Source organism: Methylobacterium sp. ME121 (assembly GCF_000974725.1).
In the GTDB taxonomy this organism is placed as follows: domain Bacteria; phylum Pseudomonadota; class Alphaproteobacteria; order Rhizobiales; family Beijerinckiaceae; genus Methylobacterium; species Methylobacterium radiotolerans.
Genome location: NZ_BBUX01000065.1, coordinates 1 through 24047, shown reverse-complemented (window position 1 = coordinate 24047; position 24047 = coordinate 1). Strand labels below are relative to the sequence as shown.

Annotated in this window: 21 protein-coding genes and 2 pseudogenes; 14 read left to right on the top strand and 9 right to left on the bottom strand. The window is 72.8% G+C overall.

The features are described 5' to 3' along the window. Nucleotides 1–3 precede the first annotated feature (3 nt). Nucleotides 4–1953, top strand: coding sequence for a TniQ family protein (locus ME121_RS26515; RefSeq protein WP_179239963.1), 1950 nt, complete (start codon nucleotides 4–6; stop codon nucleotides 1951–1953). Here ME121_RS26515 and ME121_RS26510 read toward each other — a convergent pair. Continuing rightward, complete coding sequence (locus ME121_RS26510; protein WP_206407006.1) at nucleotides 1920–2609, bottom strand: hypothetical protein; 690 nt, start codon at nucleotides 2607–2609, stop codon at nucleotides 1920–1922. The two genes, ME121_RS26515 and ME121_RS26510, sit on opposite strands and share 34 nt — an antisense overlap. A 177-nt stretch (nucleotides 2610–2786) precedes the next feature. Between ME121_RS26510 and ME121_RS26505 the strand changes: the two are divergent. The 6 genes and pseudogenes from ME121_RS26505 to ME121_RS26480 all read left to right on the top strand — a co-directional run. After that, nucleotides 2787–3875: pseudogene (locus tag ME121_RS26505) on the top strand (glycosyltransferase family 2 protein); the annotation flags it as partial. 65 nt (nucleotides 3876–3940) lie between these two features. Then, nucleotides 3941–4186 carry a hypothetical protein gene (locus ME121_RS26500; protein WP_012318611.1) on the top strand — a complete coding sequence of 82 codons (246 nt, stop codon included), beginning with the start codon at nucleotides 3941–3943 and terminating at the stop codon, nucleotides 4184–4186. A gap of 129 nt (nucleotides 4187–4315) precedes the next feature. Beyond that, nucleotides 4316–4552, top strand: a complete 237-nt coding sequence (locus ME121_RS26495) for a hypothetical protein (protein WP_012318612.1) — start codon at nucleotides 4316–4318, stop codon at nucleotides 4550–4552. Between the two features lie 59 nt (nucleotides 4553–4611). After that, nucleotides 4612–5529 carry a nucleoside triphosphate pyrophosphohydrolase gene (gene mazG, locus ME121_RS26490; RefSeq protein WP_083374335.1) on the top strand — a complete coding sequence of 306 codons (918 nt, stop codon included), beginning with the start codon at nucleotides 4612–4614 and terminating at the stop codon, nucleotides 5527–5529. Nucleotides 5530–5765: 236 nt separating this feature from the next. After that, entirely contained in the window at nucleotides 5766–7268 is a 1503-nt protein-coding gene (locus ME121_RS26485) for a sensor domain-containing diguanylate cyclase (protein WP_158682003.1), read from the top strand. A 101-nt stretch (nucleotides 7269–7369) separates the two neighbouring features. After that, nucleotides 7370–7699: a hypothetical protein gene (locus ME121_RS26480; protein ID WP_012318615.1), complete on the top strand. Its 330-nt coding sequence runs from the start codon at nucleotides 7370–7372 to the stop codon at nucleotides 7697–7699. Nucleotides 7700–7765: 66 nt separating this feature from the next. Here ME121_RS26480 and ME121_RS26475 read toward each other — a convergent pair whose 3' ends face one another. The 5 genes from ME121_RS26475 to pabB form a co-directional block, all read right to left on the bottom strand. Further along, complete coding sequence (locus ME121_RS26475; RefSeq protein ID WP_024830436.1) at nucleotides 7766–8311, bottom strand: YciE/YciF ferroxidase family protein; 546 nt, start codon at nucleotides 8309–8311, stop codon at nucleotides 7766–7768. A 413-nt stretch (nucleotides 8312–8724) separates the two neighbouring features. Beyond that, nucleotides 8725–9195, bottom strand: coding sequence for a DoxX family protein (locus tag ME121_RS26470; RefSeq protein ID WP_210383458.1), 471 nt, complete (start codon nucleotides 9193–9195; stop codon nucleotides 8725–8727). A gap of 32 nt (nucleotides 9196–9227) precedes the next feature. Continuing rightward, on the bottom strand, nucleotides 9228–10079 hold the full coding sequence (locus ME121_RS26465; protein WP_024830434.1) for an aminotransferase class IV: 852 nt from the start codon (nucleotides 10077–10079) through the stop codon (nucleotides 9228–9230). Continuing rightward, nucleotides 10066–10680 carry an anthranilate synthase component II gene (locus tag ME121_RS26460; RefSeq protein WP_012318620.1) on the bottom strand — a complete coding sequence of 205 codons (615 nt, stop codon included), beginning with the start codon at nucleotides 10678–10680 and terminating at the stop codon, nucleotides 10066–10068. Before ME121_RS26460 ends, ME121_RS26465 begins: the two co-directional genes overlap by 14 nt. Next, a complete protein-coding gene (gene pabB, locus ME121_RS26455; RefSeq protein ID WP_012318621.1) occupies nucleotides 10677–12050 on the bottom strand; it encodes an aminodeoxychorismate synthase component I in 1374 nt (457 codons plus the stop codon). Before pabB ends, ME121_RS26460 begins: the two co-directional genes overlap by 4 nt. A 357-nt stretch (nucleotides 12051–12407) precedes the next feature. Here pabB and rimO point away from each other — a divergent pair, with 357 nt between their 5' ends. Beyond that, on the top strand, nucleotides 12408–13754 hold the full coding sequence (gene rimO, locus ME121_RS26450; RefSeq protein WP_012318622.1) for a 30S ribosomal protein S12 methylthiotransferase RimO: 1347 nt from the start codon (nucleotides 12408–12410) through the stop codon (nucleotides 13752–13754). Between the two features lie 255 nt (nucleotides 13755–14009). Beyond that, nucleotides 14010–15092, top strand: a complete 1083-nt coding sequence (dinB, locus tag ME121_RS26445; RefSeq protein ID WP_053622479.1) for a DNA polymerase IV — start codon at nucleotides 14010–14012, stop codon at nucleotides 15090–15092. A gap of 456 nt (nucleotides 15093–15548) precedes the next feature. On the opposite strand, the gene ME121_RS26440 is transcribed toward dinB, so the two are convergent. From ME121_RS26440 to ME121_RS26430, 3 genes are all read right to left on the bottom strand, one after another. Next, a complete protein-coding gene (locus tag ME121_RS26440; protein WP_012318625.1) occupies nucleotides 15549–15749 on the bottom strand; it encodes a hypothetical protein in 201 nt (66 codons plus the stop codon). 119 nt (nucleotides 15750–15868) lie between these two features. Continuing rightward, entirely contained in the window at nucleotides 15869–16495 is a 627-nt protein-coding gene (gene pncA, locus ME121_RS26435; RefSeq protein WP_024830431.1) for a bifunctional nicotinamidase/pyrazinamidase, read from the bottom strand. Nucleotides 16496–16506: 11 nt separating this feature from the next. Next, nucleotides 16507–17484: a quinone oxidoreductase family protein gene (locus ME121_RS26430; protein ID WP_043073552.1), complete on the bottom strand. Its 978-nt coding sequence runs from the start codon at nucleotides 17482–17484 to the stop codon at nucleotides 16507–16509. 192 nt (nucleotides 17485–17676) lie between these two features. Here ME121_RS26430 and ME121_RS26425 point away from each other — a divergent pair, with 192 nt between their 5' ends. From ME121_RS26425 to ME121_RS26405, 5 genes and pseudogenes are all read left to right on the top strand, one after another. Beyond that, a complete protein-coding gene (locus ME121_RS26425) occupies nucleotides 17677–17973 on the top strand; it encodes an FAD assembly factor SdhE (RefSeq protein WP_012318628.1) in 297 nt (98 codons plus the stop codon). A gap of 11 nt (nucleotides 17974–17984) precedes the next feature. Further along, complete coding sequence (locus ME121_RS26420; protein WP_012318629.1) at nucleotides 17985–18215, top strand: hypothetical protein; 231 nt, start codon at nucleotides 17985–17987, stop codon at nucleotides 18213–18215. Between the two features lie 306 nt (nucleotides 18216–18521). Then, nucleotides 18522–22118, top strand: coding sequence for a transcription-repair coupling factor (mfd, locus tag ME121_RS26415; protein ID WP_053622478.1), 3597 nt, complete (start codon nucleotides 18522–18524; stop codon nucleotides 22116–22118). A gap of 77 nt (nucleotides 22119–22195) precedes the next feature. Continuing rightward, nucleotides 22196–23548 carry an AmpG family muropeptide MFS transporter gene (locus tag ME121_RS26410; protein WP_053622477.1) on the top strand — a complete coding sequence of 451 codons (1353 nt, stop codon included), beginning with the start codon at nucleotides 22196–22198 and terminating at the stop codon, nucleotides 23546–23548. A 187-nt stretch (nucleotides 23549–23735) separates the two neighbouring features. Then, nucleotides 23736–24047: pseudogene (locus ME121_RS26405) on the top strand (hypothetical protein); the annotation flags it as partial.

Here is a 24047-nt window from a genome sequence, read left to right as displayed (position 1 = left end):
CCGTTGACCTGGAAGTTCCCGCCTCACGAGCGCGAGCCGGCCATAGGGTACGCGGCCCGCCTCGCCGCCCTCAACGGCGTCGATCTCGTCACCCTGATGCGCGACGCCGGCATATCAGCCCACGAGGTCCATTCCGGCCGCGAGGCCAGCGTGCGCGACGTCGCGTTGCTTGGCGGACTGGACGCTACCGAGACAGAGGTTCTGGCACGGCGTACCCCGTATCGAGCCACCAAGTACACGCACCCCCGGGTCGGGGAAGAGACGCTTGGGTGGGGTACGATCCTGTCCAGGTCCTTCCGCTTCTGTCCCCATTGCATCGCGCAGGATCTTGCCGGGGCTCCGAAGGACGTCCCCATGGTCGCCCGTCCCTGGCTACGGCTCGAATGGATGATCGAGCACGTCAGGACATGTAGGATCCATGCCGTCTACCTCGCCGAGACCACGCCGGTCGCCGCCGTGAAGGGCGTACTCATCGACTTCTCGAAGGCAATGGCGAGCGAGGTGCTGCCGAAGCTCGACCACCTGCGAGCCGTGACCGAGCCTGCCAAGCCCAACGCATTCGAGGATTGGGTGCTGCGACGCATGGACGGGGCGAAGGACCCCTCAAACTGGCTCGACGGCATGCCGCTGCACGCGGCGCTCGCGACCTGCGAGGGGCTCGGCGTCGAGGTGCACGAGGAAGGCAGCGGCAAGGTTTCTGAACTCGGGACCGAGGAATGGGCGGCGGCCTCCCTCGCAGGGTACCGGATCGCGAGCGACGGCGAAGCCGCCATCGAACGCTTTCTCGACGGGCTCGTCGTCAGGAATCAAGCGGCCGGCTACGTCGGCATGAAGAGCGCCTATGGCCATGTCCTGATCATTCTTGAGCGGACCTTGGACGATCCCGCCTTCCAGCGTTTTCGGGACGTCGTGCGGCGGCATATCATCGAGAACGTGCCCCTGGCTGCCGGCATCCAGGTCCTAGGCGAGGTGTTGGAGGAACGGCGCCTCCATACCATGTCCTCTGCCGCCGCGGCGTCGGGCACCACTCGCCAGACCTTGCGCGCCATCTTCGCGAGATCGGGCATCGCACCGGCCCTGGCCGAACCGAACCATCCACGGCTCACCGTGCGGGTGGACGAGTTCGAGGTCCGGTTGAGGGAGTTCGCCGCCGGCCTGAAGATCGCCGAGGCATCGGCGGCTGCCGGGATCCCCCAGAAGCACCTCCTGGAACTCGTGGCCCGTGGTCTTGTCCCAGCCTTGTTCGGGTCGCGCGAGGTGAGCAGGGCACGGCACCGCATCACACGCGCCGACCTCAATGCCTTCATGGACCGCCTTTTCGCGGGAGCAGTGCCCGTCCAAGCCCCGACTTCGAGGCAGGTCACGTTCGGCCGCGCCTGCTTCGCCGCCTCGACCAACATCGGCGACCTGATCGAGCTCATCCTCGACGACAGGCTCTCCTGGAAGGGCCGCTTGCTCGGCGGTCGACGCTACACGGACTTGCTCGTCGATGCCGACGAGGTGACCAGGGTCCTACAGGAGGCCGCCCCGCCGAGGCGAAGCCTGACGAAGAAGGAAATCCACTCGGAAATGCCCGGCCTGAACCGGGGCGTCGCTACCGCCTTGATCCAGGCTGGGCAGTTGGAGGTGATCGACGAATTCTGTCCGACGACCCGGAGAAGGTTGCCGCTCGTGACCCGGGACAGCTTCGAAGCGTTCAGGAGCCGGTACGTCACCGCCACTGAAGTGGCCGAACTTCACTGCATGGGGCCTCGGATGGTGATCCGTCTCGTCGCCGCGTCTGGCCGGAAGCCGGCGTTCGACCCGTCAAAGGTTCTGGGTTGGATCTATGAGCGCCCTCACGTCGAGGGGTTCCCGTGGTCCGACGAGAGACCGAAGCCAGTTCGAAAGCTGCCCTTGAGCCAGAGGGCCGACGAGGCTCAGTGCATCGGGCCCGGCGCGGCGACAGCGTAATCCGACCTGAGCTCGTCGGCGAGCGAGAACTGGGTCACGCCCAGGGCCATCGCCTTCTCGCAGAGGATACACAGGCGCTCTCGATCCTCAATGTCCGCCGCCTCGAAGATGGGCCCGGTCACGGACTCGTCGCTGGAGATCTCAAGCCGCAGGCGCGCCATCTCCTCCAGGACCTGCTCCAGCGTGTCCCCGTCGCGGGCCACGTCGGCGGCCGCGCGGGACAGGTAATCCGGATCGACCGGCACCTCGATCTCTTCGAAGACGAACCAGCGGAAACGGTCGCGAGGACTGTCGCGATACGCCTTATCCCGTTCGGCGCAGAGCGAGAGTTGCCTCACGGCGCTATCCAGCGCCGCCTCCCGCGACGTGCAGGGCACGGCATTGCCGGTCACCGACGGAACGCCGAGCGGTAGGTCCTTGAACGCGAGGTCGGCGTTCCATCCCCCGCGTACCTCGTAGATGTGCACCCCGACCACGTTCGCCAGCATCCATTGCGGGAATGAGGTCGTTGCCTGCGTGGTCACGGCATGCTCGACCGCGTCGCTCGCATCGACGAGCTTGCCCCGAAGGACCTCAAGCACGGCGGCGGCGCGCCGCCGGTTCTCCTTGTTCGCATGGTCGTAGCGCATCGGACGCAATTCCGGTGGCGGCTCCATCGCCGCGTGTCAGCAAGTTTCGCCTCCGCAGTCGAAACCCACAAAGGACCTCCCTCAGATCGAGTGCCGCATTCGTCCCGAGGGAAAACGGAACTTTGCATCCGCCAGGACCAGAACTTTGCGACGGAAATGGTTTGTGTCCCTAGGGCGTGAAGCGGATCTTTGCGGCATCGCGCAGACACCCTCCCGGCCCGGTTCGAGGTGATCACGGTGCCGCCGGGCGGCCCGCGCACCAAGCCGCGGGCGCTCAACGCCGCCCTGCCGCTGGCCCGCGGCGCCCTGCTCACGGTCTACGACGCCGAGGACGTGCCCGATCCCGGGCAGCTGCGGCTGGCGGCCGCCCTGTTCGCGCGCCTGCCCGCGCGCACCGCCTGCCTCCAGGGGCGGCTCGTGATCGACAATGCCGGCGATTCGCGCCTCGCCCGCGCCTTCGCCCTGGAATATGCCGGGCTGTTCGACGTGCTGAACCCGGCCTTCGCCCGCTGCGGCCTGCCGGTCCCGCTGGGCGGCACCTCGATGCACCTGCGCACCCACGTGGTGCGGGCGCTGCACGGCTGGGACGCCCACAACGTCACCGAGGACGCGGATCTCGGCCTGCGCCTCGCGCTGGCGGGCTACGCGGTCGGCGACCTGCCCAGCCCCACCTTCGAGGAGGCGCCGGCCCGCCTCGGTCCCTGGCTCGGCCAGCGCACCCGCTGGCTGAAGGGCCTGGTCCAGACGAGCCTGACCCACGGGCGGCGCCCCCTCGCCAACGCCCGCAGGCTCGGCGGCCTGGAGACGCTCTGCGCCGCCGCCCTGGTTCCCGGGACGGTGGTCTCGGCGCTCGCCTACCCGGTCTGCCTCGCCGCGGCGGCGTGGTCCTTCCTGGTCCTGGAGATCCCGGCCGCCCCCGTCTTCCTGGACAACCTCTCCACGGGGCTCGCCATCACGCTGTTCGGGACGGGGCTCGCCGCCCTGGTCCTGCCCGCCCTCGTCGGCTGCGCCCGCCGCGGCTGGGGGGATCTCGCCCGGTCGGTCCCGTGGATGCCGGTCTACTTCCTGCTGATCAGCCTGGCCGCGTGGCTGGCGCTGATCGAGCTGGTCCGCGCGCCGCTGCGCTGGAACAAGACCCGGCACGGCCTCGCGCGGACCTCCCGCAGCGGCCGGCGGCGCCGGGCGCATCCTGCGACACCCTGCGACAGCCTGCGACACCGGGCCGGGGCGGGGCGGCGGCGAATGCGCGTCGACTTGATCTGGATCAGTCGCGCCGGCGCGCGGCGCCGCTAGCCTCGCGCGCCGGCTCCCGCCCGCGCCGCGGGCGGCCGGTGATTCGCCTCGCGGTGGTCCAAGCGATGCCGGCCTATCACCTCCGACGCACCCTCGAGCACGCGGACGGCCGCTGCGGCCTCGCCTTCGCCAGCGACTGCCTGGAGGCGGACGACGCGGAGACGGCGATCCGCAACGCCCGCGACCTGTGCCGCACCGCCGCCAACATGCTCCTGACCGGGGCGGTGCTGACGGATTCCGTCGGCCGGATCCTGTGGTCGTTCACCCTGGCGCTGGCCCGGGAGCCGCTCTGCGTCCGGCCGACGAGCTGAGGGCCGCGCTGGCAGCCATGCCGGCGGCCGCGCAGATTGGCGCGCCGTGCAACGCCCGCGACCCGCGCGCCGTTGTCCCGCACGGGCGCGGCCCGGAGAGGTGCCGAGAGAGCTGCCGGGAGAGCTGCCATGAGCACGATCGCGATCCTGATCGGCACGCGGGCGGGCGCGCGCCTGCTGGCGGCCGCCTCCGAGCGGGAGGCGGCCCTCTCGGCCGAGGCCTTCCTGCTGCGCCTGCCCGTCCGCGCGCTCCCGGCGCCCCTCTGGGTGCAGTGCGCCGATCCGGCGGTCAGCGGCCGCCTGACCGGCTACCTGAACGGTCTGCAGGCCGAGCAGGTACGGGAGCGCGACCCCCGCCGGGTCTGAGCCCCGGCGGCCCCCGGGACGGATTTCCCTGCGCCGCGCCATGCTCTAACGCCGTCGCCATGAGCGAGACACGCGACGCGGGCCGGTCCGGGGCGAACGGGGTGCGGGACGACGATCCCGCCGCGGAGGCGCCCCTGGGCCGGCTCCTGCGGCTAATGGCGAGCCTGCGCGATCCCGTCGCCGGCTGCCCCTGGGACGTGGCGCAGAGCTTCGCCACCATCGTGCCCTACACGATCGAGGAGGCCTACGAGGTCGCCGACGCGGTGGCGCGGGGCGATCTCCGCGACCTGCGCGACGAGCTCGGCGACCTGCTCCTCCAAGTGGTGTTCCACGCCCGCATGGCCGAGGAGCAGGGCGCCTTCGCGTTCGACGACGTGGCCCGCGCCATCGGCGACAAGCTGGTCCGGCGCCACCCCCACGTCTTCACCCCGGACGGCGCGCCCCTGCCCGCCGGCTCGCCCCGGCGCGACCCCGCGGCGGTCGAGGCGCAGTGGGCGGCGATCAAGGCGCAGGAACGGGCGGCCCGGCAGGCGGAGCGGGGGGCCGATAGCCCGGAGCCGGATCCGGTGCCGGACCCGCTCGGCGGCGTCGCGCGGGCGCTGCCGGCCCTCGCCCGGGCGGAGAAGATCTCCCGGCGGGCGGCCGCCCACGGTTTCGACTGGGACGACGCCGCCCAGGTCGTCGCCAAGGTCCGCGAGGAGACCGACGAGGTCGCCGAGGCCCTGGCGGCGGGCGACCCGGAGGCCGTGTCGGAGGAGATCGGCGACCTGCTGTTCTCGGTGGCGAACCTCGCGCGGCACGCCGGGATCGACCCGGAGACCGCCCTGCGCGACGGCACCGCCAAGTTCGAGCGCCGCTTCGCCGCCATGGCGCGGCATCTCGCGGCCGCCGGAGGCGCCCTCGGCCGCTCCGACCTCGCCGCCATGGAGGCGGCGTGGCAGGCCGCCAAGCGCGACGAGGCGGCGGGCGGGCCGTAGCGGATCGAGGCCCGCCCCGTCCCGACCGCGCGCGGGCGCTCCGGAGGCCCGCGGGTCGGGATCGCGCGCCGTGGCGAGGGCTCGAGGCCGGCAGGCCGGCCGCCGCACGCGTCCGGTCGAGCGTCGGGACGAGCACCATTCGTCAAGGTAAAGGGGCTAGGACGGCGCGACCCTATCCGTCGAGACGACCGCCCAAGCTTCGCCGTTCCATGCCGCAGACCCCGGGACAGACCGAGATGCTCGAGGCGCAGCTGTTCGAGCTCGCGCCCGTTTCCCTCTGGTTGCAGGACCTCGGCGCGCTGAAGGCCCGTCTCGACGCGTGGCGGGAGGCCGGCATGGTCGACCTCCGCGCCTGGCTGCGCGATCCCGGGCACCTGCGGACCTGCCAGAGCCTGATCCGGATCGTGCGGGTCAACCGCAGCACGCTCGCGATTTACGACGCGCGGGACGAGGCCGAGCTGTTCGCCCACATCCCGGCGATCTTCGACGATCCGCGCGCGGAGGCGCTGATCGAGGTGCTGTGCCAGCTCTGGGCCGGGGCGACCCAGGTCCGCCTCGTCACGCGGAACCGCACCGTCTCGGGGCGCGTCATCGACGTCAGCTACGCGGGGCAGATGCTGCCGGGGCACGAGGCCGGCTGGACCCGCTACCTGATCTCGGTCGAGGACATCACGCGGCGCGAGGCGCTGCGGCGGGAGCGCGACGCGGACCGGCGCACCGGAACCCTGTTCCAGCACGCGCCGGTCCCGACCCTGATCCGCGACGAGACGGGGGTCGCCGCCCGGCTGGCGGCGCTGCGGGCCGACGGGATCACGGATCTCGCCGGCCACCTGGCGGCCCATCCGGGCTGGCTCGCCGAGGCCGAGGCCTCCCGCCGGATCGTCGACGCGAACCGCCCCGCCCTGGCGCTGTTCGGCGTCGACACCTGCGACGCCCTCGCGCGTCACCTGGATGGCGGTCTCGGCGGCGGTCTCGGCAGCGGTCTCGGCAGCGGCCTCGGCGAGGCGCCGCTGCAGCTCTTCCGGGAGGAGCTGGCCGAGCTCTGGGACGGCGCGGCACCGCGCAGCCGGGACATCGCGGCGCGCAGCCGCGACGGGCGCGACCTGCACCTCAAGATGCAGCGCTCGCCGGTCCCGGAGGCCGGCGGCGGGCGGCGCCTCGTCCAGATCGCCCTCACGGATATCGGCGACAACAAGCGCTCCGAGGCGCGCCTCGCGGTCCTGAGCCTGACCGATCCGCTGACCGGCCTGCTCAACCGCCTGGGCTACGCGGCCGCGCTCGACCGGCTGGAGGCGGGCCGGACCGTGCCGACCTCCGTGATCGTCGCGGACCTGAACGACCTCAAGGCGACCAACGACGACCGGGGCCACGATGCCGGCGACGACGTGATCCGCCGGTTCGGGGCCATCCTGGAGCGCCACAGCCCCGTCGCGGCCCGCCCGGCCCGGATCGGCGGCGACGAGTTCGTGATCCTGCTGCCGGGCCTCGACGCCGCGGACGCCGCCGCGCTGGCCCGGCGGATCCTCGACGGGATCGACGGCGAGAACCGGCCCGGCGCGGCCGTCATCAGCGCCGCCCTCGGCTCGGCCACCTGGCGCGGCGACGGGGGCCTGAAGGCCGCCGTGTCCCGCGCGGATTCCCAGATGTACGCGGCGAAGCGGCGCTATCGCGACGGCGCGTGGGCCGGGCGGCCGCCCGTGCCGGGCACGTCCGTCTTCAGCCAGGCGCCGCCGTGCTGACGGTGGCGGAGGCCGGGGCCGGACATCGCCGCGGCGATCCTCCGCGCTTCCCCCGCGCGCCGAGGGCTCGACACGTCGCGGCGCGCGGATATGTTCCGCGCATGCGCTTCGCCCTGCCCGTCCTCGCCGCCCTCGCCGTCACCGCCGCCCTGCCCCGGCCCGCCGCGGCCGAGACGGTCCTCCAAGAGCGGTTCGGCTGCCACAGCCAGGAGGTCACGGACCGCCTGTTCAAGCTGGTCATGGCGGGCGACGAGTCCGGGTTCGGCCAGCTGCTGCAGGGCAGCCTCGCCAGCGGCGAGTGCCGCTCGTTCAAGCCCGGCGAGGAGGTCCGGCTCGAGTCCCGGACGATGAGCTACGGCTGCCTCGCCCTGAAGGACACGCAGGATCGCTGCTACTGGACGCCGCTGAGCGCCATCGAGAAGGCGAACTGACGCCGGCCCGGGCAGCGGCGAACCGGCGCCCGGGGGCGCCGGCCCGCCCGCGCGGCCGGGGCGCGGTCAGGCGGCCTTCTTCCCCCTGCCCTTCGACGGCTCGGCATCCGGCTCCGCCCCGCCGGGCTCGCCCGCGGCGTTGATCGACGCGGCGATCTTCGAGAGCAGCGCGTCGGTCCGCTTCTCCTCCTGCAGGGTCTCGTCCAGGAGCTCGGCGGCGTCCGCGTAGCCGAGCTGGGCCGCCCAGGTCTTCAGGGTGCCGTAGCGGGCGATCTCGTAGTGCTCCACCGCCTGGGCGCAGGCGGCCAGCACCGCGTCGGCGGCCGGGCTGTCGGCGAAATCGTCGAGATCCTCCTCCATCTCCGAGACGATGCCCTGCATCGCCTCGCAGGTCTTGGCCCGGGCCGGCTTGCCGATGATCTCGAAGACCTGCGTCAGGCGCTCCACCTGCTGGGCGCTCTCCTCGGCGTGGGTCTCGAAGGCCTGGCGCAGCTCGTCGTGCTCCGCCGCCTTGGCGGATTTCTTGAGCGCCTTCACCGACTGCTTCTCGGCGTAGTAGACGTCCTTCAGGGTCTCGTAGAAAGCGTCCTGCAGCGTCTTCTGCTTGGCCATTCGGTCTGTCTCCGCTGGGGGCCGCGCGCCGTGTTCGGCGGCGTCCTCCGGGCAACGCCGGTCCGGCCGGCCGTATCCGGACGATATCTTCGCCCTGTGGAGGAACCTTTCGGGGCTCAGCGGCCCGCCCCGTCCGGGCGCGGCTTCCGCCCGGCCCGCGGCGCGCCCCCCGGCTTCGGGCGCAGGCGGTCGAGGACCGTTTCCAGGGCGCGCTCTACGGCGTCGCGGTCCGGAACGGTCTCCGGCGGGGGCGGGGTCGATCGGCCCGGGTCGCGGCGCTTCGGCATGTCGTCCGCCCGTGTCGGTGCCGGGCGGACCGGTCTTCCGGCCCGCGCGGCGGCTGCCGGCCGGTCGAGCGGCCAGGATCCTGAGATCAAAGCCTCCCATGATCCCGGGATCCCGGGATCCTGTGATCAAGGTTCCCGGATGGTTGCCGGCGCGTCCGGTCCCGGAGCCGCCAGCGGCCGCGCCGGATCGCGGGAGGTCCCGGCCGCGCCCTGTCCGGATCCGCGGCCCCCGCCGAACGGCCAGTCGATCAGGCCGCCGGCCCAGAGCGCCGCCCAGACGAAGACCGGCTGAAAGGCGAGGCGCGGCCCGTGATACCACCAGGAATCCGGGATGCCGTCGACGTGGACGTGGTCGAAGGCGTGCTTGAGGTTCGCCGGGTAGACGCAGACCGCGTAGAGGGCGAGGCCGATCGCGGCCGCCCGGCGGAACCGGCCCGTCAGGAGGCCGATCGCCCCGGCGATCTCGCACAGGCCGGTCGCCAGGATGACGAGTCGCGGCTGCGGCACCCAGTCGGGCATCAGCGGCAGCATCGCGTCGGTCGCCACGAGGTGGACCGCGCCGATGAACAGGTAGATCGCCGCGAGCCCGTAGCGCAGCCGGCGCCGCCCGGTCTCGATCGCCTGCTCGGTCACGCGACAGCGTCCTCCGTGACGCCGCAGGATTGGGCGACGCGGGCGCGCAAGGCCGCCTTGAGGCGGCCCACCGCCGGGTGGCCGTCACTGGCCAGGGCGGTGTCGCCGATGGCCGTCACGGGGGCCAGGAGCCGCAGGGAATTGGTCAGGAACACGGCCTCTGCGCCGAGGAGATCGGGCAGGCCGAGCGACCGTTCCTCGGCCCGCAGCCCGCATCCGGCGGCGAGGCCCAGCACCTCCGCCCGCACGATGCCGGCGAGCACGCCGTCTCCGAGCGGCGGCGTGACCAGGGTGGTGCCGAGCAGGGCGAACAGGTTGCCGGTGCCCGCGCAGGCGACGCGCCCCCGCGTGTTGCGGAACAGCGCCTCGTCGCAGCCCGCGGCGGCGGCCTCCCGGGCGGCCAGCACCGCGTCGCCATAGCCCAGCGTCTTCAGGCGGCTGGCGGGGGAGGTGTCGTTGCGGGCGATGGCGGTCGGCCAGAGGCGCAGGGGCGCGAAGGACGCGGCCCTGGTGCTCACGGCCGCGGTGGCGAAGAGCGTCGGGTTCGGGGCGTCCGGCGGCTTCAGTCCCCGCGGGCCGGAGCCGCGGGTGAGGGTGGTGCGGATCGCGAGCCGCTCCCCCTGCCCGGCCAGCGCCCGCATGGCCCCACGGATGCGCTCGGCGTCGGCCGGGATCCCGAGCGTGTCGGCGGAGGCCACGAGCCGGGCGATGTGGGCGTCCTCGAAGGCCACGCGGCCGCCGAGCGCCAGCGCGGTGTCGAACAGGCCGTCGCCGAGCGTCAGGCCGCGGTCGGTGTGGTCCAGCGGCGCGGTCGTCCCGGGGAGAAGCGCCCCGTCACGCCACAGCATCGCGGCGCCCCTCCGGTCTCTGCCGCCACGCGCGGGCCAGTCCCAGGAAATTGGCGAACAGGGCGTGGCCACCCTCGGTCAGGACCGATTCCGGGTGGAACTGGATGCCGTAGGTCGGGTGGGTCCGGTGCGACAGCGCCATCACCTCCCCCTCCTGCGAGACGGCGTCGACCGAGAGGTGCCGCGCCATGTCGGGGCCGGGGGTGACCACCAGCGAGTGGTAGCGTCCCACCGGCATCGGCGCCGGCAGCCCGGCGAACAGGCGCTGGCCCGCGTGGTCGATCGGCGTCATCTGCCCGTGCAGGGGCCGCTGCGCCCGCGCGACCGTGCCGCCGAAGGCCGCGCCGATCGCCTGGTGGCCGAGGCAGACGCCGAGGATCGGCACCGCGCCCGACAGCTCCCGGATCGCCGGCAGGGAGATCCCGGCCTCCGCGGGGGTGCAGGGCCCGGGCGAGACCACCAGGGCCTCCGGTTCGAGCGCCCGGATGCCGGGGACGTCCAGCGCGTCGTTGCGCACGACCCGGACCGTCTCGCCGAGCTCCTCCAGGTAGCGGACGACGTTGAAGACGAACGAGTCGTAATTGTCGAGGACGAGGATCATGCGAAGGCCTCGAAGACGCGGGCGGCCTTGGCCAGGGTCTCGTCGTATTCCGGGCCCGGCTCCGACAGCAGGGTCACCCCGCCCCCGGCCTGCAGGACCGCCTGGTGCGCGTCCATGAACACGGTGCGGATCGCGATCGACGTGTCGAGCGCCCCGTCGAAGCCGATCCGGCCGATGGCGCCGCAGTAGAGTTCCCGCGCGTCGCCCTCGATCTCGGTGATGATGTCCATGGCGCGGATCTTCGGGGCGCCCGTGATCGAGCCGCCCGGGAAGGTCCCTTCCAGGAGGTCGAGGGCGTCGAGCCCGTCGCGGAGGTCTCCGGTCACCACCGACACCAGATGGTGGACGTTGGCGTAGGTCTCCAGCCCGCACAGGGTCGGCACGGCGACGCTGCCCGGCGCGCAGACCCGCGACAGGTCGTTGCGCAGCAGGTCGACGATCATGACGTTCTCGGCCCGCTCCTTGACGCTGGCCTGCAGCGCCTCGGCCGCCGCCCGGTCGGCCACCGGGTCGTCGAGGCGGCGGGCGGTGCCCTTGATCGGGCGCGTCTCCACGTGCCGGCCGTCGAGGCGGATGAACCGCTCCGGCGATGACGAGGCCACGGTCAGGCCCTCCTGTTCCAGGTAGGCCCCGAAGGTCGCCGGATTGGTCTCGCGCAGCCGCCGGTAGAGGGCGAACGGGTCGAAGCCGGCCGGCAGGTCGGCGACGAAGCGCTGGGCGATATTGGCCTGGTAGATGTCGCCGGCGCGGATGTATGCGCGGACTTTTTCGACAGCCTCTTCATAGCTTTGGCGGTCGAAGTTCGAGCGCCACGCGAGCGGTTGGGCCGGCCGGGCTGCGGCCGGGACCGGCGGCTCCGCGCCGCCGAGCAGGTCGGCGAAGCCGGCGAGCCGCGCCTCCGCGCGGGCCCGCCGCGCGTCCGGCGCGGTCTCCGGGAAACCCGTGGCGACCAGCCGGGCCGTGCCGGCGGCGTGGTCGACGACCAGGGCCGTGTCGTAGAGGTTCAGCGCGATGTCGTCGGTGAGCCCCGCCCGCCGGGCCGGCGCCGCCACCCGCTCCAGCGCCGCGCCGAGGTCGTAGGCCAGGTACCCGATCGCCCCGCCGGGGAACGGTTCCGGCCCGGGCTCGAGCCGGTAGGGTTCGAGGCAGGCCCGGAGCGCCGCCATCGGGCCGCCCGCCACCGGTCGCCCGTCGAGGGTCGCGCGCCCGTCGCGGTAGCGGAACCGCGCGAACGGGTCGGCGGCCACGATCGAGTGCCGCCCCAGCGGGTCGTGCCGCATGGCGCTGTCGAGGAAGGCGAGCCCGGGCAGGGCGCGCAGCCGGGCCGCCGCCGCGACGGGATCGATGAAGGGGATCTCTCGGGTCCACATGACCGGGTTCGGGGCCGTTATCCTCGGGCTGTGCGTCGTCCGCTGCCGTCGCACAGGCGATGCCGCGGGGGAAGCGGCAGTTCCACGCAGGCCCCGCCGCCTCGCGCGGGCGGGCCGTGTCCGGGGCGCAGGGCCGCGCTGTCCCGTCCTGATGTGGGGTCTGAGAAGCCCGCCGCAAAGCTTTGCTGTCATGACAGGATCCGCGTTTGGGCCCAGGCTCGCGCGCGGGGCTGGTCACCCCTGCGGCGGCCGGCCTCGCGCGGAGGCGCCGGAGCCTGTATAGGAGCGCGACCCCGAATTCCTGGTCCCGCGCGCCGGGCGGCCGATCGCCCCGCCGGACTGTCCGACCCGAATGCCATGACCGCCACGCCCGCCCCCCGCGGCCCCGCTCCCGGCGCCGCCCCGAAAATCTCGTTCGTCTCGCTGGGCTGCCCCAAGGCGCTGGTCGATTCCGAGCGGATCCTCACCCACCTTCGCGCCGAGGGTTACGAGCTGGCCCGCCGGCACGACGGCGCCGACGTGGTGATCGTCAACACCTGCGGCTTCCTCGACTCGGCCAAGGCGGAGTCGCTCTCGGCGATCGGCGAGGCCATGGCGGAGAACGGCCGGGTGATCGTCACCGGCTGCATGGGCGCGCAGCCGGAGGAGATCCGCGAGAAGTACCCCGACCTCCTGGCGGTGACCGGGCCCCAGGCCTACGAGTCGGTGGTGGCGGCCGTCCACGAGGCGGTGCCGCCGGCCCACGACCCGTTCCTCGACCTCGTGCCGCCGCAGGGGATCAAGCTCACCCCGCGCCACTACGCCTACCTGAAGATCTCGGAGGGGTGCAGCAATCGCTGCAGCTTCTGCATCATCCCGTCCCTGCGCGGGAACCTCGTCAGCCGCCCGGCCGCCGACGTGCTGCGGGAAGCGGAGAAACTGGTGAAGGCCGGCGTGAAGGAGCTGCTGGTCGTCAGCCAGGACACCAGCGCCTACGGCGTCGATATCCGCTACAGTGAGAGCCCGTGGCGCGACCGGCAGGTCCGCGCGAAGTTCTACGACCTGACCCGGGAGCTCGGCGAGCTCGGGGCCTGGGTGCGGCTGCACTACGTCTACCCCTACCCGCACGTGGACGAGGTCATCCCCCTGATGGCCGAGGGCAAGGTGCTCCCCTACCTCGACATGCCGCTCCAGCACGCGAGCCCGTCGGTGCTCAAGCGCATGCGCCGCCCCGGCAATCAGGAGCGCCAGCTCGACCGGATCCGCAGCTGGCGGCAGACCTGCCCGGATCTCGCGATCCGCTCGACCTTCATCGTCGGCTTCCCCGGCGAGACCGAGGCCGAGTTCGAGGAACTGCTGGCCTGGCTGCAGGAGGCCAAGCTCGATCGGGTCGGCTGCTTCGAGTACGAGCCGGTGGCGGGCGCCACCGCCAACGCGCTGGGCGACCCCGTGCCGCCGGCGGTGAAGGCCGAGCGCAAGCGCCGGTTCATGGAGACGCAGAACGGGATCGCGCTGCGGCTGCAGCGGGCCAAGGTCGGCAAGCGGCTGCCGGTCATCGTCGATTCCGTCGAGGGCGGGGTCGCGCGGGGCCGGTCCAAGGCCGACGCGCCGGAGATCGACGGCACCGTCCACGCCGCCTTCCGGCGCCCGGTGCGGGTCGGCGACATCGTCACCGTGAAGATCGACCGGGCCGAGGCGTACGACCTCTACGGCAGCGTCGCCTGAGGCGGCGCGCCGTGGCGACGATCCGAACCGTGCCCTCATCCTGAGGCGCCGAGCGCTGCGGAGGCCTCGGAGGAGGGCTCCAGCCGGCCGCGCGATCCCCGGAGCCCTCCTTCGAGGCTCGCTCCGCTCGCACCTCGGGATGGGGGCGTGGGTGGGATATCCCTGTTGACGCCCCGCCCGGCGCAGCTTGACCCCGCAGGGCCGCCGCGATCTTTAGAACAGAGCGGGAACCAGCGGCGGATCTCCGAGGCGGCGATGGATCCGGAGGTCGCGCTCCGAAAAATCATCCACATCGACATGGACGCGTTCTACGCCTCCGTGGAGCAGCGCGACGACCCGTCCCTGCGCGGCAAACCCCTGGCGGTGGGCGGCTCGCGGGAGCGCGGCGTGGTGGCGGCGGCGAGCTACGAGGCGCGCCGGTTCGGCGTCCGCTCGGCCATGCCGTCGGCCACCGCGCGGCGGCTGTGCCCGGACCTGCTGTTCGTGAAGCCGCGCTTCGAGGTCTACCGGGCGGTCTCGGAGGAGATCCGCGCGGTCTTCGCCCGGCACACGGCCGTCATCGAGCCGGTGGCCCTCGACGAGGCCTATCTCGACGTCACCGAGAATCTCCTGGGCCTCCCGACCGCGACGGCCGTGGCGAAGGCGATCCGGGCCGAGATCCTAGAGCGCACCGGGCTCGTGGCCTCGGCCGGGGTCTCGTACAACAAGTTCCTCGCCAAGGTGGCGTCCGACCACAGGAAGCCGAACGCCCTATTCGTCATCACCCCCGCCATGGGGCCGGACTTCGTGGCCGCGCTGCCGATCGGCCGGTTCCACGGCGTCGGCCCGGTCACCGAGGCGAAGATGAAGCGGCTCGGGATCGAGACCGGGGCGGACCTGCGCGCCTGGACGCCGGAGCGCCTGCGCGAGACCTTCGGCTCCGCGGGCGCCTACTACCACGCGGTCGCCCGCGGGATCGACGAGCGGCCGGTCCGCGCCCACCGGGTGCGCAAGTCGATCGGCGCGGAGACCACCTTCTCGGACGACACCGCCGCCTTCGAGGTCCTGGCCGCCCGGCTGGCGCCGCTGTTCGACAAGGTCTGGGCCGCGGCCGACGCCAAGGGCATGCGCGCCCGGACCGTGACCCTGAAGCTCAAGTTCTCGGATTTCGCCCAGGTCACCCGGGCGCGGTCGCTGCCCGTCCCCGTCGCCGACCGGGCAGGGCTGGAGCGGATCGGCCTCGACCTGCTGGCCGGCCTGTTCCCCCTGCGGCGCAGCGCGCGGCTGATCGGGGTGTCGCTGTCGGGCTTCGCGCAGGACGCGCCCGAGGCGCCGCTCCAGCTCGGGCTGGCCCTGTGACGGGCTCCCGCCGCCGGGCCCGCGCCGATCCCGCGATGATGCGACGCGGGATCGCGGTGCGGTCCCGCACGCCGGGCCCGCGCGGCCGCCCCACATGGGATCCGTCCGGCGCGGACCGGGATTGCCCGGGGCCCGCACGAACCGAAGGGTCCGCCCCATGTCGAAGCCCGCCTCCCCGGCCCCGTCTCTGGCTTTGTCCGCCGCGCTCCTGCTGACCGTCCCGGCGGGCGCTGCCCGCGCCGACGGCACCGCCGCCTTCGGGGCCGCCAGCGCGGCGCAGCTCCGGGGGCTACTCCGCGAGCCCCGCCCAGCTCTACGTCCCGGCGGGCGGCCCGTCCGCCGGGCTCGCGACCGGCCCGGCCCCGGCACCCCGGCGGCCGAAGCCGCCGGCCCGCGCCCGCTGACGGGGAGCGCCCGGGCCGCGCCGGCCCGGGCATCCGTCACGCGTTCAGGCTGTCACGCGTTCTTGCGCGGCCGGTGGTCGGGGTCGACGCCGCCGTCTAGCTTCGTCTCGTTGTCGACGTCGCCCTCGAAGGTCGAATCCGCCTGCAGATCCGCCGGGTCGGCGCCGCTCATCCCCTTCGAGGTGCCGATCCCGGGATTGCCCTTGAGGTCGGCGTCCGTGGGCGTGTCGGTCTTCGGGTGCTTGCCTGACATGCTGGCTCCTGACTGGCATCCCGACGGACGCCGATGCCGGGCCAACGCATCGGCGCGGGGCCGGTCTCCCGCGCGGCGTGCGGCGGTTCGCCTCCCGCCCCCGGGGCCGGTCAGCCCGCTCAGCCGATCTGCGCCGACCGGATCCGGCGCACCCCCGCCGCCTCCATGCGCGCCCAGGCCTGCGCGAGCGACCCGTCCACGTCGATCCCGCGCACCGCATCCTCCACCACGAGGACCTCGAAACCCGCGTCGCTGGCGTCGAGCGCGCTCCAGGCGACGCAGAAATCGGTGGCGAGGCCGCACACGGCGACGCGGGTGATGCCGCGCTCCCTGAGCGCCCCGGCGAGCCCGGTGCGGGTCGACCGGTCGGCCTCCAGGAAGGCCGAGTAGCTGTCGACCCGGGGATCGAGCCCCTTGCGCACCACGAGGCTCGCCCGGTCGGTGGCGAGACCCGGCGCGAAGGCGGCGCCCGGGCTGCCCTGGACGCAGTGGCGCGGCCACAGCACCTGCGGCCCGTAGGGCAGCGCCACGGTCTCGAACGGGGCCCGCCCCGGATGGGTCTCGGCGAAGGAGACGTGATCGGCCGGATGCCAGTCCTGCATCAGCACCACGTGCCGGAAGCGGTGCTGGAGGTCGTTGATCGGGCCGACCACCGCGTCGCCTTCCGGGACCGGGAGCGCCCCGCCCGGCAGGAAATCGACCTGCACGTCGACGACGAGGAGCAGGTCGGCGCTGCCGGGCGTCATGGTCGCCTGCCTCAGGGCAGCATCACGATCGAGCCGGTGGTCTCCCGGCCCGCGAGGTCGCGGTGGACCTGCTGCGCCTCGGCCAGCGGGTAGGTGGCGTTGACGGCGATCTTCACCGCGCCGTCGCCGACCACCTTGAACAGGCGGGCGGCCGCCTCCTCCAGGGTGGCGCGGTTCGACGAGAAGGTCGCGAGCGTCGGGCGCGTCACGTAGAGCGAGCCGCGCGGGGCGAGCAGGCCGAGGTCGAGCCCGGTGATCGCCCCCGAGGCCGAGCCGAAGCTCGCCAGCAGGCCGAGCGGCGCGAGGCTGTCCAGCGAGCCCATCAGGGTCGCCTGGCCGACGCCGTCGTAGACCACCGGCACGCCCTTGCCGCCGGTGATCTCGCGCACGCGCTTGGCCACGTCCTCCTCGCGGTAGAGGATGACGTGGTCGCAGCCGTTCCGCTTGGCGAGCTCCGCCTTCTCGGGGCTGCCGGCGGTGCCGATCACGGTGGCGCCGAGGTGCTTGGCCCACTGGCAGGCGATCAGGCCGACGCCGCCGGCGGCCGCCTGCCACAGGATCGTGTCGCCGGGCTTCACCGCGTAGGTCCGGTGCAGCAGGTACTCGACGGTCAGGCCCTTGAGCATCATGGCGGCGGCGGTCTTCTCGTCGACGCCGTCCGGGATCGGCACGGCCGCGGAGGCCGGGATCACCGGCTCCTCGGCGTAGCAGCCGTCCGCCACCGAACCGTAGGCGACCCGGTCGCCGGGCTTGAACTGGCTGACGCCCTCGCCCACCGCAGTGACGGTGCCGGCGCCCTCCTTGCCGGGGGTGTAGGGCATGTGCGGGGACTTGTAGGCGCCGGTGCGGAAGTAGATGTCGATGAAGTTGACGCCGATGGCGGCCTGCTTGACCCGGATCTGCCCGGGGCCCGGCTCGGCCAGGGGCACGTCCTCGAAGCGCATCACCTCGGGGCCGCCATATTCGTAGACCCGGATCGCCTTCGGCATCGTTGGACTCCCGCTCGCCGCCCCACGCGGGGGCGTTGCAGCCCGAGATAACGGACCGCCCGGCGGAGGCAATTTGTTTTTGCCGTCTCGCGCTCCGGTTGTAACTCGCCCGGTCGCGACCCCGTTCTGGATCCGTCGCCGCGGGCGGCCTATCTAGCGACTGCCCTATGTTCGAGCCGAGGTCCGAGATCCATGTCCGGCACCACCCGCACGAGCGCCGACCTCGATCCGCGCCGCCGCCGCCTCCTCTACCGCGCCTGGCACCGGGGCATCCGCGAGATGGACCTGATCATGGGCCGCTTCGCCGATGCCGAGATCGGCGACCTGTCGGAGGCGGAGCTCGACCAGTTCGAGGCGCTGATCGAGGTTCCGGACCGGGACCTGTTCAAGTGGCTGACCGGCGAGGTCGAGACGCCCTCGAACTACGACACGTCGGTCTGGCAGCGCGTGCGGGCGTTCCACCGGCACGACGCGCCGATCCACTCGTGACAGGGACCGCCATGGACGAACCGAAGCCCAATTACGACCACCCGGCCCGGTCGATCGCCACCGAACTCGTGGTGCGCATCATGCTGGAGATGATGGAGCGCTCCGACCCGGCGCTGCGCGGCGAGATCCTGCGGCAGGCGACGGTCCGGGCCGCCGCGATGACCGAGCACATGCCCAACGCGGATTTCTTCCGCGGCCGGGTCGAGGCGGCGCTGGCGGAGATCGTCGGGCCGGACGCGTGACGGGTCCGGTCGGAGGCCTCGATCGCATCCCATCGAAGCTGTCGGCTCTTGCAGACCGCTCCGTCATCACGAGCGGAGCGAGGTGACCCAGGGTGGCGCGACTTCGGAACCGTGGCGCTGCCCTGGATCGCTCCGCGACGCTCGCGAAGACGGCAGCCGTTCCACGCCGTACCAGAACCACCATATAGGGTGGGCTCAGCCGCCCAGACGCTTCCGTCGGGACGCTTTATCGCGGCGGCCCGATCGGCTAACGCCACCCGACCTCCTCCCCTGACGCGCCCGGCGGGCCTCCCCGCGAAAGACCCGATGGCCAAGCCTCAGCCGAAGCCCCCCGCCCCCGCCGCCAAGCCGCCGGTCGCGCGCTTCGCGCTGCCGAAATCCTCCGCGCTCGCCCGGGCGATCGACGCCCTCAAGCGCGGCGACAGCCCGGTCCTGGCGAACGCCCCGGAGGGCTTCGACGCGCTGGCGCTCGCCGACCTCGCCCGTGCCCTGGCGCCCACCGTCGACGCACCGGCCGTGCTGGTGCACGTGGCGCGCGATTCCGGGCGCTCGGCCGCGTTCCAGGCGGCTTTGGGCTTCGTCGCGCCCGAGATGGACGTGATGAGCCTGCCGGCCTGGGACTGCCAGCCCTACGACCGGGTCTCGCCGACCACCGCCGTCGCCGCCGCCCGGATGACGGCGCTCGCCCGCCTCGCCCGCACCCGCTCGGCCGAGGACAGGCCGCGCATCCTCTGCACCACCGTCAACGCCCTGGTGCAGCGGGTCCCACCCCGCGCCCACATCGCCAAGGAGGCGTTCTCGGCGGCGATCGGCAACGTCGTGGCGATGGACGACGTGGTGGCCTGGGTCGAGGCCAACGGCTTCCTGCGCACCGGGACGGTGCGCGACACCGGCGAGTACGCGGTCCGCGGCGGCATCCTCGACCTGTCGCCCCCGGGCCTGCCGGCCCCGATCCGCCTCGACTTCTTCGGCGACACGCTGGAATCGATCCGCGCCTTCGACCCGGAGACGCAGCGCACCACCGGTCAGCTCCGCTCCCTCGACCTGATGCCGATGAGCGAGGTCCAGCTCACCACCGAGACGATCCGGCGCTTCCGCCAGAACTACATCCAGAGCTTCGGCGCGGCGACCCGGGACGACCGGCTCTACGAGACGGTGAGCGAGGGGCGGCGCTACGCCGGCCTCGAGCACTGGATGCCGCTGTTCTACGACCACCTCGACACGCTGTTCGACTATCTCGGCGGCGTGCCGCTGGTCTTCGATCCCCAGGTGGAGGACGCCGCCGCCGAGCGGATCAGCCTAGTCCAGGACTATTACCAGGCCCGCGAGGGCGCGATGAAGACGCCGCAGCCCGGCGTCGCCCCCTACAAGCCGCTGCCGCCCCGCGCCCTCTACCTGACGCCGAACGAGCTGAAGGAGCGGATCGCCACCGCCACCGTGGCGCGGCTGACGCCCTTCGCGCAGCCCGAATCGCCCGAGCGCGCCGTGATCGATTGCGGCGCCAAGGCCGGACGAAGCTTCGCCCCCGAGCGGGCCGACGAGACTGCCAGCGTGTTCGACGCCGCGGTGGCGCATATCCGCGATCTCCAGGGATCCGGTCATCACGTGATCCTGGGAGCCTGGTCCGACGGCTCCCGCGACCGGCTCTGCGGCGTGCTCACCGACCACGGCCTCAGGAAGCCCGTGGCGATCACCCGGCTCACCGACGTCTACGCGCTGAAGCGCGGCACCGACGCGGCGGTGGCGGTCTGGGGCCTGGAGGCGGGCTTCACCGCGGGCGAGCTGGCCGTCGTCTCTGAGGGCGACATCCTGGGCGACCGGCTGGTTCGCCAGAAGCGCAAGGCCAAGCGGCCGCAGGATGTGATCCTGGAGGTGCAGGCGCTCCAGCCGGGCGACCTCGTGGTCCACGCCGACCACGGCATCGGCCGCTTCGTCGGCCTCAAGACGATCCACGCCGCGGGCGCCCCGCACGACTGCCTGGAACTGCAGTATACCGGCGGCCTGCTGCTCCTGCCGGTGGAGAACATCGAGCTCCTGACCCGCTACGGCTCGGAGGATTCCGAGGTCGCCCTCGACCGCCTCGGCGGCGGCGCGTGGCAGGCCCGCAAGGCCAAGATGAAGCGCCGCATCCTCGAGATGGCGGGCGAGCTGATCAAGGTCGCGGCCCAGCGCTTCGTCCGCAAGGCCCCCGCGCTGCAGGCGCCCGAGGGGCTCTACGGGGAGTTCGCCGCCCGCTTCCCGTTCGAGGAGACCGAGGATCAGGCCAACGCCATCGACGCGGTGCTGGACGACCTCAATGCCGGCCGCCCGATGGACCGGCTGGTCTGCGGCGATGTCGGCTTCGGCAAGACCGAGGTGGCGCTGCGCGCCGCCTTCGCGGCGGCGATCTCCGGCAAGCAGGTGGCGGTGATCGTCCCGACCACCCTGCTCGCCCGCCAGCACTACCGGACCTTCGCCGAGCGCTTCAAGGGCCTGCCGGTCCAGGTGGCGCAGCTCTCGCGCTTCGCCTCCGCGGCGGAGATGAAGCAGACCCGGGCGGGGCTCGCCGCCGGCACGGTCGACATCGTGGTCGGCACGCACGCGCTCTTGGCGAAGAACATCGCCTTCAAGGATCTCGGCCTGATCATCGTGGACGAGGAGCAGCATTTCGGCGTCGCCCACAAGGAGCGGCTGAAGGCGCTCCAGGCCGACGTCCACGTGCTGACGCTGTCGGCGACGCCGATCCCGCGCACGCTCCAGCTCGCCATGACGGGGGTGCGCGAGCTCTCGATCATCGCCACGCCGCCGGTCGACCGGCTGGTGGTGCGCACCTTCGTGACGCCGTTCGACCCGCTGACCATCCGGGAGGCGCTGCTGCGCGAGCGCTACCGCGGCGGCCAGTCCTTCTACGTGGTCCCGCGGATCGAGGATCTGGCGGAAGTCAAAAAATTCCTCGACGCCGAGATGCCCGAGATCAAGGTCGCGGTCGCCCACGGCCAGATGGCGGCGGGCCAGCTCGAGGACGTGATGACGGCCTTCTACGAGGGCAAGTTCGACGTGCTGCTCTCGACCACGATCGTGGAATCGGGCCTCGACATCCCCACCGCCAACACGCTGATCGTCCACCGGGCCGACATGTTCGGGCTGGCCCAGCTCTACCAGCTGCGCGGCCGCGTCGGGCGCTCGAAGGCGCGCGCCTACGCGCTGTTCACGACCCCGGCGAACCGCCAGCTCACCGCCCAGGCCGAGCAGCGCCTCAAGGTGCTCCAGAGCCTCGACACGCTGGGCGCGGGCTTCCAGCTCGCCTCCCACGACCTCGACATCCGCGGCGCCGGCAACCTGCTCGGCGACGCCCAGTCGGGCCACATCAAGGAGGTCGGCTACGAGCTCTACCAGCAGATGCTGGAGGACGCGGTGACGGCGCTGAAGGCCGGCATCGAGGACGTGCCCGAGGAGGCGTGGTCGCCGACCATCGCGCTCGGCGCACCGGTCACGATCCCGGAGGATTACGTCGAGGATCTCGGGGTGCGGCTCGCCCTCTACCGGCGGCTCGCCACCATCCAGGACGACGCCGAGATGGAGAGCTTCGGCGCCGAGCTGATCGACCGGTTCGGGCCGCTGCCGCCGGAGGTGGAGCAGCTCCTCAAGATCGGCACGATCAAGATCCTCTGTCTCAAGGCGAACGTCGAGAAGGTCGAGGCGGGGCCGAAGGGCGTGGTGGTCCATTTCCGCGACCGGTCCTACGCCAACCCGCAGGGGCTGGTGGCCTACGTCGCCGAGCAGGCCTCCTTCGCGAAGGTGCGACCCGACATGAGCGTCGTGTTCGTGCGCGAGCTGAATACCGTCCCGGCGCGGCTCAAGACCGCCACCGAGGTGCTGCGTAGCCTCGTGACGATCGCCGGGCGGGGGAAGAAGGCGGCGTGACGGTGGGCACGGTCGCGCGATCGTTGCGCGTCCGGCCCATCTCTGCTCTCTCGTGACGACGGTCAGGAGACGCGTGGATGGCAAACCCGGCGCAGGTCACCGGCGCGCCCGAGCCGGTGAAAGCCGCGCCGGGCGCCTTCCTCACGCCCCTGTTCACCGACCGGCGCATCGCCGCGGTGCTCGGGCTCGGCTTTGCGCAAGGCATCCCGTTCCTGCTCGTCTACGCGACCCAGTCGGCGTGGCTCGTCCAGGCGAAGGTGCCGCTCGCCACGATCGGGCTGATGAGCGAGCTCACCATCGCCTACAAGCTCAAGTTCCTCTGGGCCCCCTTCCTCGACCGCCACGACGCGCCGCTCATCGGCCGCTGGCTCGGGCGCCGCCGCGGCTGGATCGTCGCCACACAGATCCTCGTCGCCCTGGCGCTCGCGGGCGTCGCCTTCGGCGACCCGGCCCACTGGCTCGCCTGGACGGTAGCGTTCTCCCTGGTGCTCGGCGTCGCGGGCGCCACCCAGGACGTGGTGATCGACGGCTGGCGCATCACCGCCGCGCCGCCCGAGCAGCAGGCGCTGATGTCGTCCTGGTCGGAGATCGGCTACCGGATCGGCAATCTCGCGGCGGGGGCGGGCGCCCTCTACCTGTCCGACGCGTACGGGTGGCGCGCCGCCTACCTGTGCATGGCCGCGCTCATGGCCCCCGGCACGGTCGCGGCCCTGCTGGCGCCGGAGCCCCCCGCCCCCGAGACGCCCGCCACCGGCGGCTTCGTCGAGACCGTCTGGGCGCCGATCCGCGACCTCCTCGCCCGGCTCGGGCCGCTCGCCGTGCCGGTGCTCGCTCTCGTCGCGGGCTTCCGGATGCCCGGCTACGTCTCGAACGCCATGGCGATTCCGCTGTTCAAGACGCTCGGCTACTCCAACACCGACATCGCCACCGTCACGAAGCTGTTCGGCTTCTGGATCGCGCTCGGCGGGACGTTCCTCGCCAGCGCCATCATCCCGCGGATCGGCATGATGGCGAGCCTGCTGATCGGCACCGTCACGGCCTCCGCCTCGCACCTCGCGCTGGCCTACCTCGCGTGGCACGGCGGCCACGGCGGGGCGGCGTTCTGGACCTTCGCGCTCACCGTCGGGATCGACGGCTTCGCCTACGCCTTCGCGTCGATCGTGCTGATCACCTACATGTCGCGGCTCTCGGCCACCGCCCACGCGGCGAGCCAGTACGCCCTGCTGACCTCGCTCTGCGCCCTGCCCGGCAGCCTGCTCGCCGGGTTCTCGGGCTTCGTGATCGAGTGGACCGGGTTCCCATGGTTCTTCGTCGGCACGTCGCTCATCGGCGTGCCGGTGGCCCTGCTCTGCCTGCTGGTCGCGCGCCGGCACGGGCCGATGGAGGCCTCGGCGGAGGCGCCCGGGGACGCGCCGAATCGGGCCACCTGAGGCTGTGTCCCAACACGGGAACGCGCGCGCAAACTGTCCCTTTAGCGGGGATTAACCACACCGCGGCTTAATGGGGTGGACGGTTGATGTCCTCCCCAGACGGGCGACCCGGACCACGTGCGCGAGAACGGCTCTCGCGGGCGAACGGCGACGGCTGCCCAGGGGAAGCGCGTACGCGAGTTCCCGAATGGCCCAGGCTGCGTTGTCCCTCGCCGCGTTCCAGACCGCGTATCCGAGCGCGGAACCCCGGCGACCGGCGCCCCCGCGCCTCACCTACGTCGAGACCGTCTACGATCCGGTCGTCCGCACCCGGGCGCCCTACCCGAGCGCCATGCGGCGCGCCCGCCGCCGCGCCCGGCTGACGGCGCTCATCGCCCTCACCGGCGCGACCCTGGCCGGCTGGGCCGTGTTCAGCCACCCGCAGGGGCCGGCCCGCCCCGACGCGCAGACCGTCGCGGCGGCCGGGCCGACCGCCGCCCCGGTCCCGCAGGCCGTGGCG